This window comes from Vibrio penaeicida, from assembly GCF_030689305.1.
GTDB classification, from domain to species: Bacteria; Pseudomonadota; Gammaproteobacteria; order Enterobacterales; family Vibrionaceae; genus Vibrio; species Vibrio penaeicida_B.
Window position 1 is genome coordinate 48,025 of the sequence record NZ_JAUYVM010000001.1, and the last position, 18,735, is coordinate 66,759.

General features: G+C 43.7%; 16 protein-coding genes. 7 read left to right on the forward strand and 9 right to left on the reverse strand.

Translation table 11 applies throughout. The features are described from left to right. Window positions 1-109 precede the first annotated feature (109 nt). From asnS to Q8W40_RS00230, 5 genes are all read left to right on the forward strand, one after another. Window positions 110-1,510: an asparagine--tRNA ligase gene (asnS, locus tag Q8W40_RS00210; protein ID WP_305395846.1), complete on the forward strand. Its 1,401-nt coding sequence runs from the start codon at window positions 110-112 to the stop codon at window positions 1,508-1,510. Window positions 1,511-1,763: 253 nt separating this feature from the next. Then, window positions 1,764-3,266, forward strand: a complete 1,503-nt coding sequence (locus Q8W40_RS00215; RefSeq protein ID WP_305395367.1) for an HD-GYP domain-containing protein — start codon at window positions 1,764-1,766, stop codon at window positions 3,264-3,266. 257 nt (window positions 3,267-3,523) lie between these two features. Next, entirely contained in the window at window positions 3,524-4,714 is a 1,191-nt protein-coding gene (locus Q8W40_RS00220) for an amino acid aminotransferase (RefSeq protein WP_305395368.1), read from the forward strand. A 239-nt stretch (window positions 4,715-4,953) separates the two neighbouring features. Next, a complete protein-coding gene (locus tag Q8W40_RS00225) occupies window positions 4,954-6,837 on the forward strand; it encodes a DUF294 nucleotidyltransferase-like domain-containing protein (protein WP_305395369.1) in 1,884 nt (627 codons plus the stop codon). Then, window positions 6,834-7,574, forward strand: a complete 741-nt coding sequence (locus tag Q8W40_RS00230) for a 3'-5' exonuclease (protein ID WP_370693350.1) — start codon at window positions 6,834-6,836, stop codon at window positions 7,572-7,574. The genes Q8W40_RS00225 and Q8W40_RS00230 overlap by 4 nt, the downstream gene beginning before the upstream one ends. Window positions 7,575-7,661: 87 nt before the next feature. Here the strand turns inward: Q8W40_RS00230 and Q8W40_RS00235 are convergent, their stop codons facing one another. After that, window positions 7,662-9,239, reverse strand: a complete 1,578-nt coding sequence (locus Q8W40_RS00235) for a BCCT family transporter (RefSeq protein ID WP_305395371.1) — start codon at window positions 9,237-9,239, stop codon at window positions 7,662-7,664. Between the two features lie 480 nt (window positions 9,240-9,719). Between Q8W40_RS00235 and Q8W40_RS00240 the strand changes: the two genes are divergently transcribed. After that, window positions 9,720-10,208, forward strand: a complete 489-nt coding sequence (locus Q8W40_RS00240) for a MarR family winged helix-turn-helix transcriptional regulator (protein WP_101114716.1) — start codon at window positions 9,720-9,722, stop codon at window positions 10,206-10,208. A 71-nt stretch (window positions 10,209-10,279) separates the two neighbouring features. On the opposite strand, the gene Q8W40_RS00245 is transcribed toward Q8W40_RS00240, so the two are convergent. The 6 genes from Q8W40_RS00245 to Q8W40_RS00270 form a co-directional block, all read right to left on the reverse strand. Next, window positions 10,280-10,936 (reverse strand): response regulator transcription factor, encoded by a 657-nt coding sequence (locus tag Q8W40_RS00245; RefSeq protein WP_101114671.1) that lies wholly within the window; start codon window positions 10,934-10,936, stop codon window positions 10,280-10,282. Window positions 10,937-11,010: 74 nt separating this feature from the next. Beyond that, window positions 11,011-12,366, reverse strand: a complete 1,356-nt coding sequence (locus Q8W40_RS00250) for a cache domain-containing protein (RefSeq protein ID WP_305395372.1) — start codon at window positions 12,364-12,366, stop codon at window positions 11,011-11,013. A 128-nt stretch (window positions 12,367-12,494) separates the two neighbouring features. Beyond that, window positions 12,495-13,778, reverse strand: a complete 1,284-nt coding sequence (locus Q8W40_RS00255) for a TRAP transporter large permease (protein WP_104398921.1) — start codon at window positions 13,776-13,778, stop codon at window positions 12,495-12,497. A 15-nt stretch (window positions 13,779-13,793) separates the two neighbouring features. Beyond that, window positions 13,794-14,318, reverse strand: coding sequence for a TRAP transporter small permease subunit (locus tag Q8W40_RS00260; protein WP_101114668.1), 525 nt, complete (start codon window positions 14,316-14,318; stop codon window positions 13,794-13,796). A 236-nt stretch (window positions 14,319-14,554) separates the two neighbouring features. Further along, a complete protein-coding gene (locus Q8W40_RS00265) occupies window positions 14,555-15,652 on the reverse strand; it encodes a TRAP transporter substrate-binding protein (protein WP_305395374.1) in 1,098 nt (365 codons plus the stop codon). 522 nt (window positions 15,653-16,174) lie between these two features. Continuing rightward, window positions 16,175-16,543, reverse strand: coding sequence for a MarR family transcriptional regulator (locus Q8W40_RS00270; protein WP_126607546.1), 369 nt, complete (start codon window positions 16,541-16,543; stop codon window positions 16,175-16,177). A 197-nt stretch (window positions 16,544-16,740) separates the two neighbouring features. Between Q8W40_RS00270 and Q8W40_RS00275 the strand changes: the two genes are divergently transcribed. Beyond that, window positions 16,741-17,415, forward strand: coding sequence for a DUF2982 domain-containing protein (locus tag Q8W40_RS00275; protein WP_305395375.1), 675 nt, complete (start codon window positions 16,741-16,743; stop codon window positions 17,413-17,415). Window positions 17,416-17,428: 13 nt separating this feature from the next. Here Q8W40_RS00275 and Q8W40_RS00280 read toward each other — a convergent pair whose 3' ends face one another. Then, on the reverse strand, window positions 17,429-18,082 hold the full coding sequence (locus tag Q8W40_RS00280) for an MBL fold metallo-hydrolase (protein ID WP_305395376.1): 654 nt from the start codon (window positions 18,080-18,082) through the stop codon (window positions 17,429-17,431). A gap of 88 nt (window positions 18,083-18,170) precedes the next feature. Then, window positions 18,171-18,722, reverse strand: a complete 552-nt coding sequence (locus Q8W40_RS00285; protein ID WP_305395377.1) for a DUF882 domain-containing protein — start codon at window positions 18,720-18,722, stop codon at window positions 18,171-18,173. Window positions 18,723-18,735: the final 13 nt, after the last annotated feature.

The window sequence follows — 18,735 nt, forward strand, 5'->3', positions numbered from 1 at the left end:
ACAGGTAATATGTCAGGTTGAAATTGAAGAAATGATTTCTAACCCGATTGAGCGTTCACAAATCACTCAACCGGGTTGTATTTTGACCTCTATGGAGAATATATCAAACATGACTTACGCGCCTGTAACAGACGTACTAAGCGGTAAGCTGGCTGTAGATAGTGAAGTCACTGTCCGCGGTTGGATCCGTTCACGTCGTGATTCCAAAGCTGGAATCTCTTTCCTTGCCATTTATGACGGCTCTTGTTTCGACCCGATTCAGGCCGTGGTCCCAAATAATCTTAATAATTACGAAGACGAAGTATTAAAGCTAACTACAGGCTGCTCTGTTGAAGTAACAGGTAAGATTGTTGAGTCTCCTGCAAAAGGTCAAGATTTCGAACTCGCTGCAACCGACGTTAAAGTTGTAGGCTGGGTAGAAGATGCTGACACTTATCCAATGGCTAAGACACGTCACTCTATTGAATACCTTCGCGAAGTAGCGCACTTACGCCCACGTACAAATGTGATTGGTGCAGTGGCTCGTGTTCGTAACTGCTTATCTCAAGCTATTCACCGTTTCTACCACGAAGAAGGTTTCTTCTGGACATCTGCCCCACTTATCACTGCATCTGATGCAGAAGGCGCAGGTGAAATGTTCCGTGTTTCTACACTAGACATGGAAAACCTACCTCGTACTGAAAAAGGCGACGTAGACTACAACGAAGATTTCTTCGGTAAAGAGACTTTCCTAACGGTTTCTGGTCAACTTAATGCGGAAGCTTATGCTTGTGCACTCAGCAAAGTTTACACATTTGGTCCAACTTTCCGCGCGGAAAATTCAAACACGAGTCGTCACCTAGCGGAATTCTGGATGGTTGAGCCTGAAGTTGCATTCGCTGATCTAGACGATGTAGCAAAACTGGCTGAAGACATGCTTAAGTATGTTTTCAAAGCGGTTCTTGCAGAGCGTCGTGACGATCTAGAATTCTTTGCTCAACGTATCGACAAAGAAGCAATTACTCGCCTAGAGCAGTTTGTTGACGCAGACTTTGCGCAAGTTGACTACACAGATGCTATTCAAATTCTTCTTGATTCCGGTAAGAAATTTGAATTTGACGTTGAATGGGGTATCGACATGTCTTCTGAACATGAACGTTACCTTGCAGAAGAACACTTCAAGGCACCAGTAATCGTTAAGAACTACCCGAAAGACATTAAAGCTTTCTACATGCGTCTAAACGATGATGGTAAAACAGTAGCGGCAATGGATGTACTTGCGCCGGGTATTGGTGAAATCATTGGTGGTGCACAACGTGAAGAGCGCCTAGATATTCTTGACGAGCGTATGCTCGCAATGAACATCGATCCTGAGCACATGAGCTGGTACCGCGACTTACGCAAATACGGAACGGTTCCACACGCTGGTTTCGGTTTAGGTTTCGAGCGTTTAGTGTCTTACGTAACAGGTATGGGTAACGTTCGTGACGTGATTCCATTCCCACGTACGCCACGTAGTGCAAACTTCTAGAAGCTGCCTACCCTTCTGAATCCAAACGCCACTCAGATGAGTGGCGTTTTTGTTTTAATTGTCTCAATCTCAGTTAGGAACCAAACCATTTTTTGAGCTTTTGCTTGCTGTATATCCAATTAACTTCAAGAAATGGGTTAGCTGAAATGAAAAGAATAATAGGTCGGTCTTATCCTTTAAGGAATATAACTCAGCCGAAGTGCTAGACTGAAACAAAGATAAGATAGACCAAAGAACTATTAAGGATTGTCCTATGAACGCCAAGGACTTCAATACATCACTTACTTTTAAATTGTATACGATAGCAGGACTGCTATTTGGTATCTACGGGGGGCGAGTATGCCCAATGCTGGAGACTCTAACGCTTAAAGAAGTGCTTTTTCATACTGGTGTGGTCTATGCCATTCTTTTTGCAATAAGACTCACGGTCACTAACCTTTATATTAACAAGCAAAATGCCAATTTCATTCGCTTAGATACGGCACTGTTTTTCTTAATTAGCCTTCCTTTTGCTTATTTTTACCACTCTGTTTATGAGTTCCCCATCGAGAGCAATTTAAAAGTTCTCTTTGGTATGACATTGTTTGGATTCTTTACCGGAAGTATTTTACATTTGAGCTATCAAATAAAAGATTTCAGCTCTTTAATTAAACAAGATCAAACGAGCATCAGCTTAATCGGCAAGCGGCATTCGATGGTAAAACAAATGATCACTTTGGTCGTTTTGTTACTTTCCACGTTGGCCATAATGCTCAGTATGGTGGCATTTAAAGATATACATTGGCTAGAAAACACACCAGAAGCCCTGCACGACGGTTCTGGAAAACTCAGTATCTTAAAAGAGTTTATTTACATTGCCGCTGTGCTCACCGGTTATGCCATTACCATCATGGTGCTATGGGCAAAGTTAATGAAAAAGGTGCTACTCAGCCAAGAAAAAGCGCTTATTCAAGTAACAAATGGAAATATCGCAGCTAGGCTTCCGATTGCGCAAAATGACGAATTGGGCGCGATGGCCACTTTAACGAACCAAATGTTGGATTCACTGCAAGAATCACAGGATGAAGTACAAACTACACGTGATGTCGCTATCGTTAGCCTTGCCGCACTCGCCGAGTCGCGTGATAACGAGACTGGAGCCCATATATTACGTACCCAAGAATACGTGAAAGCGCTGGCTATTCATCTTTCTTCTTCGGAAAAATTCAGTCGCCTCTTAACCCCTTCCTATATTGACCTTCTTTATAAGTCAGCTCCTTTGCACGATGTAGGTAAAGTCGGTATCCCCGACGCCGTATTATTGAAGCCAGGAAAACTGACAGACGACGAGTTCGACATTATGAAAGGGCATCCACAAATAGGGGCAGATGCTTTATCCATTGCGGAAAGACGCATGGGCAGTTCATCATTTTTGAAGCTTGCCCGTGAGATTTCATTGTCACACCATGAAAAATGGGATGGCAGTGGCTATCCAAATGCGCTTTCAGGAGAGAGCATTCCGCTCTCTGGTCGTTTAATGGCTCTGGCGGATGTTTATGACGCTCTAATTTCTAAACGTATATACAAACCTGCTTTCAGCCATGAGAAAGCGAAAGGCATCATTCTGGAAGGGCGTGGTCAACACTTTGACCCTGAAGTGGTAGACGCATTTTTAAGTGTAGAGGAAGAGTTCAAACAAATAGCCGCGCACTATAAGGACAAAAAGCAAGAATCCGAAGAGCAGAAGCCTGATGCCGACAACCTACAATTTGCATAAACTTGTTCGGTTTTGTATTCGAGCTCCCCTACCCCGAGAACAAAGTATGGTTTGCTCGATTTACTGGCGATAATCGTCCAGATTTACAGGAGATTAATGGGATTTTTCTAGCGTTGTACGGTCACTGGTCCGCTAACAAATAAAAATACCACTTTCTGTTGAAATCCGGTTGTAACCCGTGTCGGGGAAAGGTATAAATAAGCGTATATCGATACTCAAGTTTAACCTTTCCCCATTAATTAAAACGGACGCCGATTATGTTTGAAAAAGTCAATGCCGCCCCCGCTGACCCAATCCTTGGTCTAACCGAAGAATTCAAAAAAGATACCCGCGAAGCTAAAATTAACCTAGGTGTTGGTATCTACAAAAATGAGCAAGGTCAAACTCCTGTTCTGGCGACAGTTAAAAAAGCGGAAGCAGCGCTTCTTGAAACAGAGAAAACCAAATCTTACCTGACCATTGAAGGAACAGCTGAGTACGGTTTAGCGGTACAAAAGTTACTATTTGGTGCGGATTCTGATGTCGTTGCGTCTAAGCGTGCAAAAACAGCACAGGCTCCAGGTGGTACTGGTGCATTACGTGTTGCTGGCGAGTTCATTAAACGTCAACTTAACAGTCCTAAGATCTGGATCAGCAACCCAACTTGGGCTAACCACAACGGCGTATTTACCGCGGCTGGTCTTGAGACGGCTCAATACAGCTACTACAACGCAGAAACGAAAGACAAAGATTTTGCTTCTATGGTCGCTGATCTAGAAACAGCAAGTGCTGGCGACATCGTGCTTCTTCACGGTTGTTGTCACAATCCAACGGGTATTGACCCGACTGTGGATGAGTGGGAAACACTGGCTAAGCTTTGTGCCGACAAAGGTTTGCTTCCTCTATTCGATTTCGCATACCAAGGTTTTGCTAAAGGTGTAGAAGAAGATGCTGCAGGTCTTCGTGTATTCGCGAAGCACAACTCAGAGATTCTAGTGGCAAGCTCTTTCTCCAAAAACTTCGGTTTGTACAACGAACGTGTGGGTGCATTTACGCTTGTGGCAAAAGAAGAAGATGTTGCTGCAACGGCTTTCTCTCAAGTGAAAAGCATCATTCGTTCTATCTACTCTAATCCTCCAGCGCACGGCTCTGCGGTTGTAACTCACATTCTTAACGATGCTGATCTTCGTGCTGAATGGGAAAAAGAAGTCGCTGAAATGCGCGACCGTATTCAAGAGATGCGCGAGCTTTTCGTAGCCACTTTAAAATCTGAAGGTGTAGAGGCTGATTTCAGCTTCATTGAACGCCAGAATGGCATGTTCTCATTCTCTGGTTTATCCAAAGAGCAAGTTACCCGCTTGAAAGAAGAGTTCGCTATCTACATCGTGGGTTCTGGTCGCATCAGCGTTGCTGGTATGACAAAAGAAAACATGGGACCACTTTGTAAAGGTATTGCAGCGGTTCTTTAATGAATTCGCACTGCATTGTTTCGTTGGATTTGTCTTTTTAATGAGCTAGATGGATTTAATGGACAACTCTGATTCAAAAGACCAGCCTCGTGGCTGGTCTTTTTTATTGATTCCTATACGATGAATATATCCGAGACACCTCTAGGTTCGGGTTCAGCAAAAATTTCCATCATTAGACCTCGTTACGCACTCTAAAAAGTCAGCGACACCAGTAATTGAAGGTCAGCCAAGAGCGAATCATGCAAGCAGAAATTATAGAAATAAAAACTTTCATCTCTCAATACCCTCCGTTCAACGTATTGACAGAAGACCTGCTCGATAGTGTTGCAAACAGCATTGAAATCTCCTATTTCAGGCAAGGCACACCTATTATTCATTTTGGCGATCACATCCATGACTTGTACCTCGTTCGAAGTGGTGTAGTCGAAGTCTACCGCCGTAATGGTGAGCTTTATAACCGCCTAGATGAAGGGGACGTATTTGGGCAGATGGGCTTGTTAACCAACAACAAAGTTCGATTCCCAGTAACCGCGATTGAAGATACCCTTGTGTACTGCATTCCGGAAGATACCTTTCAAACGCTTTACGATGAAAACGATAACTTTGCAGATTTTGTTGAAGTAGAGGATTCAGCAAGATTGCGCCAAGCGGTATCAAACAACAGTGACGCGAACGATCTTACAACCTCTAAAGTTAGAACGTTGCTAACCAGAGAGCCCGTAACGATTTTCAGCGATCAATCCATTCAAGAAGCCGCACAACTCATGGCAGCAGAAAATGTTTCCTCTTTATTGGTGTTCCATCAAGAAACCGCTGAAAACGAAGAAGATGACAGCCCCTTAAAAGGCATTATCACCGACCGGGATCTGTGCACAAGAGTACTTGCTGCGGGGCTTTCTCCTGATTCCCCGGTTGCTGATGTTATGTCGACCGATGTTGTCTCTCTCGATCACAATGCCTATGTATACGAAGCCATGTTGACCATGCTTAGATACAATATGCACCACCTCCCTGTTGTGAAAAACCACCAGCCACTCGGGATTATCGAAGCAACGGACATCGTGCGCTACGAATCCCAGAACTCTCTCCTTCTTGTTAGCAGTATTTTCCAGCAACAAACATTAGAAGAGTTAAAAAGCCTTTCCGAGCAAGTTAAAGACAGTTTTGTAAGGCTCGTGAACGAAGACGCCAATTCCCATATGGTGGGCAGCGCCATGTCGGTCATTGGACGAAGTTTTAAACAAAGAATCATTGAGATGGCGGAAGAGGAACTTGGTGCTCCTCCTGTTCCTTACTGCTTCTTGGCACTGGGCTCTATGGCGCGGGATGAACAGCTCATAGTGACCGATCAAGACAACGCCATTATTCTCGATGAAAGCTACGACGCAGAAAAACACGGTGAGTACTTCGAAAATCTTGCCACGTTTGTATGTGATGCGCTTAACGAATGTGGTTACAACCTCTGCACTGGCGATATCATGGCAACCAACCCAATGTGGCGCATGACACGCCGAGAGTGGGAAGAGTGCTTCAATGATTGGATCGATGATCCCAGCCCTAAAGCACTATTGAACAGCTCCATATTCTTTGACCTGGACGGGGTTCATGGTCGCACTAAATGGGCAGAGCAGCTCAACGGATATATTGTTCGACGAGCAAGAAAAAACAACCGCTTCTTGGCGTGTTTGGCTCGTAATGCCATCAATCGCACGCCACCATTAGGCTTCTTCAAAAGCTTTGTGATGGAAAAAGATGGTCAGCACAAAAACTCCATCAATCTAAAAAGGCGTGGTACCGCTCCTCTCGCGGATCTGATTCGAGTGCATGCTCTCGCGGTAGGCTCACGCTCTCAAAACTCTTTTGAGCGCCTAGACGACATTATTGATGCCGGCATCCTGCCTAAGGGGAAAGGCGAAGATCTCCGTGATGCAATGGAGTTTATTTCAACCGTTCGTATTCGACACCAAGCTCTGGATGTTGAAGCCATGATAGAGCCAGATAACAATATCGAACCCGACAATATGTCTGATTTTGAACGCCGTAACCTAAAAGATGCATTTCAGATTCTAAGCAACGCTCAGAATTTTTTGAAATATCGTTACCAAGCAAACACCTTTAAATGATAGGTAGCATTGTGAATCTATTTAGAAAAGATCGGCTCGGTCATTCTGAGAACTGGGTAGGTCGCTTTAGAGATAAAGCAAACACCGTCAGTGATGAACGGCTGCGAAGTTTCTATGAAGCGAGCATTGTTGATGGGACGACACCGCTTTCAGAGGTTCCAATGGTTGCATTGGATTTCGAAACCACAGGGTTGAATGCCGAAAAAGACGATATCATCAGCATCGGATTGGTTCCCTTTAACTTAAACCGAATTTTCTGCCGTCAAGCAAGACACTGGATCGTTCAACCCAACACCCCTCTTGAAGAAGAGTCGGTTGTGATCCACGGTATTACTCACAATGACATATTGGGCGCACCCGACTTAAAACGCGTTCTTGACGAAGTGCTGGATGCTTTAGCTGGTAAAGTCGTGGTTGTGCATTACCGAAAAATAGAGCGTGAGTTCCTTGATATCGCATTGAAAGAGCGCATTAAGGAAGGCATCGTTTTCCCAGTCATTGACACCATGGAAATTGAATCTCAGGTTCAAGATGACTACACCGCTGGCATCATGAATCGTTTTAAGGGAACGAAGCGACAATCGGTTCGGCTCGGCTCTTCTAGAGAACGATATGGGTTGCCAACCTACCCTCCGCATCACGCACTAACCGATGCAATGGCTACGGCCGAATTGCTCCAAGCGCAAATTCAGTATCACTTTTCAGGTGATACTCCAATCGAAAAGATCTGGCTTTAAGCAGCTTCTCAAATAGAGATAAAATTTCCATAAAAAAAGCTGCCGAAGCAGCTTTTTTAATTTCTTATGCTGATATTTTACATCAGCTTATCGATACGTTTTTTCCGTTTTCATACCCATCACAAGGCTGACACACATCAGCAGCAGGATAAAGGTAAACGGTAGAGCAGTCGAAATCGCACCGGCTTGCAATGCTTGAATGGCTTGTGTACCACCCACCCAAAGCAACGCAGCAGCAATTGCACCTTCCATAAATGCCCAGAACACACGTTGCATTACAGGAGCATCCACTTTACCACCAGCGGTAATGCTGTCGATAACCAATGATCCTGAATCCGAAGAGGTAATAAAGAACACCATAACAAGGACAATCGCAATCACAGAAAGCACAGTACTAAATGGAAGCTCTTCAAACATCTGGAACATTGCCAATGGTACTTCTTTCAAACCATCTGTGCCTAATGCACCGACACCGTTGATCACTTGATCTATCGCCAAGCCGCCGAAAACTGACATCCAAATCAAAGTCACCACGGTTGGAACGATCAATACAGCGGTCATGAATTCGCGAACTGTACGACCTTTTGAAACACGAGCGATGAACATGCCTACGAATGGCGACCAAGAGATCCACCAAGCCCAGTAGAAAACAGTCCAGCCTTGGAACCAAGCTTCGTCTTCACGACCGTGCGGGTTACTCAGTGGAATGATGTTTTCAACATACGCCATAAACGTTGTTGGAATAGACCCAAACGCCACAGCATAGCCCAGAAGAGCAACAAAAATTAGCAGTACAAAAGCAACAATCATGTTGATGTTACTGATAACTTTTACGCCGCCATCAATACCACGAAAAACAGAAACAACAGCAAGCAGCGTAACCAATACGATCACTGCGATTTGCAAGCCGATACCGCCATCCATGCCAAACACATGATTAATACCACTTGCAGCCTGTTGAGCCCCTAAACCTAGCGATGTCGCCAAGCCAAATAAGGTCGCCAGTACGGCAAGAATATCAACAACGTGGCCAGCCCAACCCCATGCTCTGTCGCCTAAAATAGGATAGAAAATTGAGCGAATAGAAAGAGGTAAGCCTTTATTGTAAGCAAAGAAAGCTAATGAAAGAGCTACAATGCCGTAAATAGCCCAAGGGTGAAGACCCCAATGGAACATTGTGGCACCCAGCGCCAATTTAGCCGCTTCTGGAGTATTTGGTTCAACGCCAAGAGGTGTTTCATACCAACCGGTAAAATACGCAACGGGTTCTGCTACACTCCAAAACATCAAACCGATGCCCATGCCTGCCGCAAATAGCATCGCGAGCCAAGACATGAAGGAGTAATCTGCTGAAGCATTTTCACCACCAAGACGGATCTTACCGAATGGTGAAACAATCAATGCAAGACAGAAGACTAAGAAAATGTTACCCGACCAAATAAACAGCTTGTCAAACATGCCGATGATTTGCCATTTAAAACCATCAAGTGTTGATTTCGCAGTTTCTGCATCAGAAACTAAAACAGCAATTAAAAATAGAATGATCAATCCGGCACTGGTGCCGAAAACTGGATTATGAACATCAAATCCCCACTTCTGTACGTTATCTTGCCCAACGGTGTAGTCGGTACTGTCGATACTGTACTTGTCGATTCCTTTTGTCATATCTCCTCTTTAACCTTGTAACAGGTTCGTTAGATTAGAACGCAATTCACCAACATTCAGAACAGGAATGATTAGTGAACAGAACAGTTCATTATTTTAAATCTCACAAACCCTAACCAAATTGAACGTTCAAAACCAGAGATAACTCGAAAAACCTGCCAAAATCTCAGATTTCACATTCCAAATGCTTATTTTTAAACCAATCAATACAGCTATTTGTTTTGTAGTCTAAACATTCGTACTCGTATCACATTATGGAGGGTTCAGTACTTTATCCCCAAAAAGAGTGTTCTATCATTTATTTTGGCGTACCCAAGCGACGTAACTTAGGTATACTCAACACAATTATGCTAAAAACCTTAAGGTGTCCTCGCCTTTAATAACGACGAATAGACGTCGCAAATAGATATATCTCACTGTATAAATTTGGGTGATAATGCAGTTTACTCTCCCCTACTACACTGGAACGGAAAGAATAAGTTGGAAAAACACGAAGAAGTTCTGATAGCGATGCGCCAAATCATTCGGGCGATCGACTTACATTCAAAAAAACTTGGCAAAGAGTTGGGGTTAACCGGACCACAACTCATTCTTATGCGTTCTATCCGTGAGCTGGGTGAAGTCACTATTCGCGAATTGTCGAACAATACCAACATGAGCCAAGCTACAGCGACGACTATCCTTGATCGCTTAGAACGTAATGGTTATGTAGAAAGGAAGAGAAGTGTGAGTGATAAACGCAAAGTGCATGCGTACCTCACAAATGAAGGCAATGAAATTTTAGAAAAAGCCCCTCTCCCATTGCAGGACAACTTCATTGATCAGTTCCACAAGCTGGATGAGTGGGAGCAAAGCCTATTGCTGTCTTCTGTTCAACGTATCTCATCAATGATGAATGCTGAAAGCTACGACGTAGCCCCAGTTCTTGAATTAGGCAGTATCACAAAAAACGAACAGCCAGTCGGTTAATCAGAATTATTTACAAAGTCGAAGCGAGTGGTTCCACTCGCTTTTGTATATCTAAATGTTACCTACGCAACCTAGTCTACCAACCCTTTCTCTAACGCATATTTGGCAAGCTCTGCTGTCGAGTGAAGATCCAGCTTGTGTTTAATATTTTGCCTATGCGTTTCTACAGTTCGGTAACTAATGTTTAGTGCGGATGCTATTTTCTTGCTGCTCTGCCCTTCCGCTACCAGCTTAAGTACGGCTTCTTCTCGTCGACTTAGAGGGTTGGGTTTTTGGTTAGCAGGCATAATAGGCTGAGTGAACAAAGTTTGAGTAACCGACTCACAAAAATACGTTGAACCTTGAAAAACCGTTTTTATCGCCTGTACCATCTTTTCTGCTGAAATCTCTTTCAACATGTACCCCACCGCACCAGCTTGCATGACTTTCATGATGTATTCGCGGTTATCATGCATGGTCAGCATCAAGACTTTTACATCAGGGTATTCTTCCTTAAGTAGCATGGTGGCCTCTATGCCGTTCATAACGGGCATGCTTACATCCATCAAGACAACATCTGGTTTTTCGCGCGAGACGGCTTCTATCGCTTCAACACCATTACTTGCCGTCGCAATCACGTTAATCTCTTCTTCCATTTCTAGACGCGCCAAAAAACCATCCAATACTACTTGGTGGTCATCAACGATAACAATGTTAATAGCCTTACCTTGGCTTACTGCTTTTTGCATTCCATTCATCCAGATAAATTAAAGTTGCTCTGATATCTCTTAAAGGTAGTTTCACTGCTAAAGCTATACAGTACTTAAATCAAGACCAACACAGTAATTTCTGTACCGTAATTGGGTTCGCTAAAGAGTTCAAAATCTCCCCCAATAAACTCAACCCTTTCCCGCATATTTCGGAGCCCTATACCTTTAGCTCTCATCGTATCGCTCACCGAAAAGCCGCGTCCATCGTCACGTATCATCAGCTGAATTTGATCACCAATTTGGTGGACAATCACTTCAACTTTAGTGGCAAACGAATGTTTCTCAATATTCATAAGTGATTCTTGCACAACACGGTACAAGGTTGTTGTTACCTCAGAGTTCATTCTCGACAAAGAATTGTCGATATTGTATTCCACTTGAATCTCAGAATGATCTTTAAAATCCTGAAGTAAAGTGACTAACGCCGCCTGCAACCCTATATCATCCAGAGAACTTGGACGCAGGTTATGAGAAATACGACGAACTTCATTAATGGCAGTGACCATCGAGAGCTGTGATTTTTCTAAGTGTGCCAGAGTTTTATCATCAATATCAGGGACTTTTTGTTTTAATTTGTGCGCTAACAACTCTAGATGACACTTACAAGACACCAAGAGTTGGTTAATACCATCATGAAGCTCTCTTGCTAAGTGTTTTTTCTCGTCCTCTTGAAACATAACGGTTTTATGTGCCAGTTCTTTTAAGTTTTTATCCGCTATACGGTGCTCATGCCAATTTACCGCAAGCGTCAGCACTACAATCACAGCTACTGTGACACTCAAGATAGAAATGGTACTAATAAACGTTGCTTCTATATTTTCATTTATAGATGCTTCCATTTGAGCAACTTCCAAATGGATATCTTCAATATATAACCCTGTTCCTACCATCCATTCCCACTTCGACAGCCAAGCGGCGTAACTCAGTTTAGGGACAATTTCATTGGTGGAAGGCTTCTGCCACAAATAGTTTGCGAACCCACCTCCGTTGCGAGCTTGATCAATCAAAGACACAATCAGCAAATTGCCATTTTCATCTTGCATATCTATCAGATTTTGACCGATCAACTCAGGAAGGATCGGATGAACTAAATTGACGCCCTCTTTATCGTATGCAAAGAAATACCCATCCGAACCGTATCTTAGCCTGGTTAGGATTTTTTTTACCTGCTCTTTGGCATCGTCGTCGTCTAAGGATTCGTCGGTGTATACATGATGAATAGCATCAAACGCTAGGTCGAGTTTATCTTTCAACGCGTTTTCGCGAGAACGGATAAGGCTTGTGCGGAGAGTTTCTACCTCTTTCAAACCCAAAGCTTTTGTTTGATGTATCGAGATCCAACTAATGCTGGCTGTAACCAAGATTAGTGGTAATAAAGTGAGCAAAATCAGTTTGGCTCTAAGAGGCATTCTATTCCCTCTTTCACCCAAGCGTTGAAACTATTTGGGGATAACGTTTAACCTGCCTCTGACTGTATCAGAGGCAGGTATTAAGTCCCATTCTTTCAATGAATCAAGCGATAGCAATAATCGTGAGATCACATTCCGTAGAAAGAAGGGAAAGCTAGAATTGAACCTAAAACCGCAACTTGAATGGCGATAAAAGGCATCACACCGCGGTATATATCCCTCGTTGTGACTCCTTTCGGCGCAACCCCTTTCAAATAGAATAGGCTAAAACCAAATGGCGGAGTAAGGAAAGAGGTTTGTAGGTTCATCGCTATCAAGATAGCAAACCAAACCATGTTGATGCCCATTAGCTCGGCAACTGGAGCCAATATAGGAACGATGATGAAACAAATCTCTACAAAATCGATGAAGAAGCCCAAAATCAGAATCACCAACATAGTAATGATTAGGAAGCCCCATTTTTCACCTGGAATTTGCAACATCCACTCTTCAACTAAGTAATCACCACCCGTGTAAGTAAACGCCATAGAAAACGCCGTTGCACCGAGTAAGATAGCGAAAACCATCGCCGTAACTTTAACGGTTTCTTTCGACGCCTCGTACACCATACTCCAACTAAATTGACGGTATAAAAGTGCCAAAACTATCGCACCAGCACCACCAAGCGCTGCAGATTCTGTAGGTGTAGCCACACCCGCGAAAATCGAACCTAGAACAACAACGATGAGAGCCAAAGGAGGAACAACGGCTTTTAGCGCTTCGATCACCTCTTCACGTCGAGAAACAGATTCATCACGATCAATAGGCTGCGTCGCATCTGGGTTCATTTTCGCGTAAATTAAGATGTAAACAATATATGCGCCCACCAGCACTAAGCCAGGAATCACAGCAGCTTGGAATAAATCCCCTACTGGAACCCCCAACACATCACCAAGAAGAATCAATACGATAGAAGGTGGGATAATTTGACCTAACGTGCCCGAAGCACAAATGGTTCCGCAAGCTAATCCCTTGTCATACTTATATTTAAGCATGACAGGCAAAGAGATAAGCCCCATAGCCACGACAGAAGCACCAACCACACCGGTAGAGGCTGCAAGCAATGCACCAACTAACACTGTTGATATCGCGATACCACCGCGTACGGTACCAAACAGGCGACCCATGGCTTCAAGTAGCTGCTCAGCCAATTTGGTCTTTTGCAGAACAAGCCCCATGAAGATGAACAGCGGTACTGCCATCAAAACCGTGTTCTGCATAATGGATTCTATGCGATACGGCATAAAGGCAAACATTTCTGCGCCTTCAGCCCACACACCAAAGAGCAGAGCAATACCACCAAAGGTAAACGCGACAGGGAACCCTAATAGCAAAGCCACCAGCGCAACCAGAAACATGACAATTCCAATCATAAAAATACTTCCTTGTTATCTGGTATGAGCTGGGCTTGGGTTAAAAATCTTATTCAATGAGTTAAGCAGTAAACCAATGCCGCTAACCGCCATGAAGAAGAAAGAAACTGGGATGACTGCTTTAATGATCCATCGATACGGCAATCCGCCGGGATCGCCTGATGTCTCTCCTAGCGCATAAGATTCTTTGGCAAAGTCGATGCCATACCACGCAACAAGAAGACAAAAGGGAAATAGGAAAAAGAGGGTGCCCAAAATATCGATGATCGCTTTTGCTCGGTAAGAAAGGCGCTCGTAAAAAATATCGACACGAACATGCCCACCCGCCTTGAGTGCATAAGGTACACCCAGCAAGAAAACAGCAGAAAACAAATGCCATTCCATCTCTTGGAACGCAATGGATACATCGTTAAAGGCATACCGCATTACAACGTCGTAAACGACATTAAGCAGCAGTAATAGAAATAATATACTGGAGATCCAACCCAGCACATCGCTGATACGGTTAAAGAATCGTTCCATGTAAATGAGGCTTCTCATTCCATACTCCTTGGAAAGACAAACGAGAGGTCAGGGTCTGACAAATCTCTACGTCGACAATAGTACTACGCCGACAATATAAGGGGGCGTAGAATCAAAGTAGACCCTGATGTTTCTTGGGCTTATGTACTCAAGTCACTAAGAATTTTTCAATTAAAATGACTGGGTACAAGCTGGGGGATGACTTACCCAGCAGCAGGTTCTTTGACCTACTTGTTTTTAGTCTAATGACTGAATTATTGTTGTGCCTGACTGTTCAGGTAAGCACGGTGTGAAATGTCAGTCCATGAGCGAACTTGCTTCAAGTAATCCGCTTGAGATTTTTGAATCTCTTTTGCAAGTTCATCACTTTCTGCGTGTTTCGCTAACAAACGATCATTCGCTTCACGTAATGCGCTCATTACTGATGCAGGGAAATCTTTCACCTGAACGTTAGGATATTCAGACTTGATTGTTGACCAGTTCTTACCACTTTCATGCGTTGCTTGCGTGTACATATCGTACGCCGCTGTTTTCATTGCCACTTGAAGGATAGCTTTCAAGTCATCTGGTAGGCGTTTCCAAGTACGCTTATTCACAAGGAATTGAAGCTCTGAACCTGGCTCATGCCAACCTGTGTAGTAGTAAGGTGCAATTTTGTGGAAACCCATACGTAAATCTAACGATGGACCAACCCACTCCAACGCATCGATGGTGCGGCGCTCCAATGACGTATACAGTTCACCTGGTGCAATGTTTGTAGGCTTAGCTCCTAGCTCTGCAAGGATTTCTCCAGCAAAACCTGGGATACGCATTTTCAGACCTTTTAAGTCATCAACCGAGTTGATCTCTTTTTGGAACCAACCACCCATCTGAATATCTGTGTTACCACCAGGGAAAGACATCAAGTTGTGCGGTGAGTACACCTTATCCATCAACTCCATCCCACCACCATGGTAGAACCAAGCATACTGCTCGGCTGGTGTCATACCGAAAGGCATAGACGTAAAGTAAAGAGTGTTAGGCACTTTGCCTTTCCAATAGTACGAGCCAGAGTGACCCATATCATATTGACCCGATTTCACCATATCGAAAACACCAAGAGGTGCTTTATGCTTGTTCGCGGAGTCAATACGAATCTGCAGGCGACCGTTAGACATTTCTTCGGCCATCTTCGCCATGTTCTTAGTCGCATCACCGAATACTGGGAAGTTTGGTCCCCAAGTTTCAGCCAGTTTTAGTCGATACACTTTGTCCGCCGCGCTTGCGGAAGCTGTCACCATTGCAGCACATGCCGCAGCAGCGATTAAAGTGCCTTTTAGAGTGCGTTGAATTGATTTTTTTAAGAGACTCATTGTTTCACGTCCTATGTTGTGTTTGCTCACAAACCATCCCTGAATGGCGTTGCGAATATACCCAAGTGACCTCTACATCCAGATATTCTTGTTACCCTTACCTTCTCTTCACCAAAAGCGTTAAGAAGTTAGGCTAGAACCTTTCCGGATCTCACTTGGATTACACAACAATGCCCTATTACAACCCATTAACCTATTAGGGTGAGCACGGACGTAATTATTTACACTGAGAGCATATAGAACTTTAGTATTACGTATATATACGTAATCCAATAGGTATCCGTAATTATAATACTTTTTATTTCAATAGGTTGAGCAAGGTAGGATTTGACGCATTTAGGAAATGTACGTACGAACTGTTGCGTTTTTTACGTTAAATTAATTAAAAACAGAGAAAGCAAAAAGCCCCAAAACTGGGGCTTCATCACGAATTGAATCGCTAATTAGTCTCTGCTTTGGATAAGAACAGCGTAATTTATGGCGCTAAATCGAAACTGAGTGTATATCCAGAACTGAGGTTACTTATACTGGCTTGTAAACAACTTTGTTGCCTGCCAATTGCTCTTTCACTACTAGGCTTTCTTCTAGAAGTTTTTTCAGAGCACCTGTTGCCCAAGATGCCGCTTTTGCGTCTTCTTGGCCAGCTTCTAGGCCAATCCCCTTAGGGTTAATGCCTTCTGGGTTCTTTGCAACGATATCCAAAACACTTTGTTGTTTTGGCGTTAAGCTAACAGTGGATTGCGCTTTTACAGCAGGCTTTTCCACTTTTGCTTCAACGGCTTTCTTAGCAGCAGGCTTCTTTGCTTCAGGAGCTGCTTTAGCCACATTTAAAGTCGCTTTGATGCGTTTTTGCAGTTTAGCCTGCACTTTACGTTTGTGAGCGAGTCTCATTGGGTTTTCTCCATTTCACTGCTATACCGCGCAGTGGTGAAAAATTTGAAGCGCGATTTATACCAAAATCTGACACTAATTTGTAGCCTATCGGGAACTTTCAACGTAAAAATGGGGGAAGACCCGCCGAAAGGCTATTATTTAAGCAGAACCTGAAGCCGGAGCTATCACTCAAAGGGATTGAATAGAGCAACGTTATGAATACCGTGCACCTAACCAACATACCGTTCAGTTACTACTCTTCTACTGGAAAAGTAGTGATGGCACTGGCAACACTGATTGCCTTTTTTCTGCTCGTGCTGTCACCAGGTATTCAGCAAGCTTTACTGTCACTTATTGGTCTTCTAATCTTTTTTGTTGTCACTCATTTTCTTATTGAAAAGAGTAAAGTCTCGTTCACCCTAACAGCGACCCATTTTCAACAGCACATGTTCAAAGGGGGCTGGGTTGTTAAATGGAGTAACATTATTCAGGTCGGTATTTGCACCTACGAAAAAGAGGGGTGGCACCAACCCATTCCTTGGATTGGTATCAAGCTAAAAGACTACGAACCCTATCTTGATAACATTTGCCCAAGAATCAGCACGCAGTTGCTTTTGGAACAACGGTCTTTGCTTTATTTAGGAATGAAACAATCAGGAAAAGAGAATACGCCCTTTGAAGATGTGGTCTTGGATTCCAAGCATTTTGTCACCCCCAGCGGCTTTAAGTACAAAGGGTTACAAGCCATGCTGGCAAATAGAATGGCGTATCAACGAGAAAACTTTGGATACGATATTTTTATTTCTACGTCGGATTTAGATAGAAGTGGCGATGAATTTGTCGGCTTAGTTAGACGGTATCTAGCAGCCGCCGACAAGGAAAGCGTGTAAGCAATCGTCACTCTTAATAGAGCGGCATTTCATCTGCTACGAACGGGTTAGTTGCTCTTTCACGCCCAAATGTTGATTCAGGACCATGACCCGGTACGAATTTCACATCATTACCAAGCGGCCAAAGTTTCTCTTTAACAGAACGAATTAGAGTATCGAAATCACCTTGTGGGAAATCCGTTCTTCCTACACCACCATTAAACAACACGTCGCCGACAAATGCCGTCTCAGACGCGTAGCTATGGAAAATAACGTGCCCTGGACTGTGACCAGGGGTATGGAAGACATCAAGCTTCTCTTCACCAAAGGTGACGGTGTCACCCTCATTTAACCATTCAGTTGGTTCAAATGCTTCAGTTAATGGAAACCCGAACATTTGGCTTTGCCCTTCTAGACCTTGTAACCAGAAGTTATCGGCTTTGTGCGGTCCAATGATGTCAACCTTATGGGACTGTGCTAGCTCTTCAGTGCCACCAACGTGATCTAAATGACCATGAGTGAGAACGATCTTTACGACTTTAACGCCCAACTCCCTGATTGTCGCTTCCAGTTTTGGCACGTCGCCCCCAGGATCAACCACAATGGCCTCCATGGTTACATCACACCAGACAATGGAACAATTTTGTTGGAAAGAAGTGACAGGCACCACTCTATATTGAAGGCTCATTTTCCTTACCTTGTATAGACTTAAACTGCCAAGAACTATGACATTTACCTTAAATTTTTACAAGCAAAGAGACGGGCTGAAAAGAAGGCTACCAAGCTCGAACGGGACCAGTATCAATATGGATAAAATTATTTTTAGGGTAATACCCTACTCCGCCCGCTTTTAAGGAAAGTGCCGCTTTTTTAACTTCGGACAACCGAACGCCATCCAATCTAAAATCGATCGCTCTTCCTTGCATGTGGTAACTTTTTTTAGCGACCGCTTTGGATTTTTTACGTAACGCTTCATTCGTTGTTGGCGATCGGTATCCGGAAATGATTTGAACTTCCGCTTCACTGCCAATGATGCGCTGAATGGCATTTATCTGATCGAATAAAGCTCTATCCATTGCATGCACTTCATTTCGACGATGATCGCGGCACAAACGGTTTATAAGAGCCATCTCGTCTGACACATACTGTTTGCCATCGAAGTAGCAAGACTCAAGCAATTCACCCGTATGTAGGTTATTGAGTACCAATGTTCGCGGCTGATTTGCATATGTTGCAAGTACTGAAGGAGTAAAAGGAAGAGTCGCCACAGCACCAACTAAAACGGTACTGCGTAAAAAATCTCTGCGAGTGAGTTCTCGTGTTGTCATCTCAATGGTCTAG

Coding starts and splice junctions, on each gene's coding strand:
- Q8W40_RS00245 (WP_101114671.1), bottom strand. CDS start 10,936: ATGCAAAAAGCAGTAAGCCAAGGTAAGGCTATTAACATTGTTATCGTT.
- Q8W40_RS00255 (WP_104398921.1), bottom strand. CDS start 13,778: ATGATTGGAATTGTCATGTTTCTGGTTGCGCTGGTGGCTTTGCTATTA.
- Q8W40_RS00285 (WP_305395377.1), bottom strand. CDS start 18,722: ATGACAACACGAGAACTCACTCGCAGAGATTTTTTACGCAGTACCGTT.
- asnS (WP_305395846.1), top strand. CDS start 110: ATGACTTACGCGCCTGTAACAGACGTACTAAGCGGTAAGCTGGCTGTA.
- Q8W40_RS00280 (WP_305395376.1), bottom strand. CDS start 18,082: ATGAGCCTTCAATATAGAGTGGTGCCTGTCACTTCTTTCCAACAAAAT.
- Q8W40_RS00220 (WP_305395368.1), top strand. CDS start 3,524: ATGTTTGAAAAAGTCAATGCCGCCCCCGCTGACCCAATCCTTGGTCTA.
- Q8W40_RS00235 (WP_305395371.1), bottom strand. CDS start 9,239: ATGACAAAAGGAATCGACAAGTACAGTATCGACAGTACCGACTACACC.
- Q8W40_RS00265 (WP_305395374.1), bottom strand. CDS start 15,652: ATGAGTCTCTTAAAAAAATCAATTCAACGCACTCTAAAAGGCACTTTA.
- Q8W40_RS00225 (WP_305395369.1), top strand. CDS start 4,954: ATGCAAGCAGAAATTATAGAAATAAAAACTTTCATCTCTCAATACCCT.
- Q8W40_RS00260 (WP_101114668.1), bottom strand. CDS start 14,318: ATGAGAAGCCTCATTTACATGGAACGATTCTTTAACCGTATCAGCGAT.
- Q8W40_RS00230 (WP_370693350.1), top strand. CDS start 6,834: ATGATAGGTAGCATTGTGAATCTATTTAGAAAAGATCGGCTCGGTCAT.
- Q8W40_RS00275 (WP_305395375.1), top strand. CDS start 16,741: ATGAATACCGTGCACCTAACCAACATACCGTTCAGTTACTACTCTTCT.
- Q8W40_RS00270 (WP_126607546.1), bottom strand. CDS start 16,543: ATGAGACTCGCTCACAAACGTAAAGTGCAGGCTAAACTGCAAAAACGC.
- Q8W40_RS00215 (WP_305395367.1), top strand. CDS start 1,764: ATGAACGCCAAGGACTTCAATACATCACTTACTTTTAAATTGTATACG.
- Q8W40_RS00250 (WP_305395372.1), bottom strand. CDS start 12,366: ATGCCTCTTAGAGCCAAACTGATTTTGCTCACTTTATTACCACTAATC.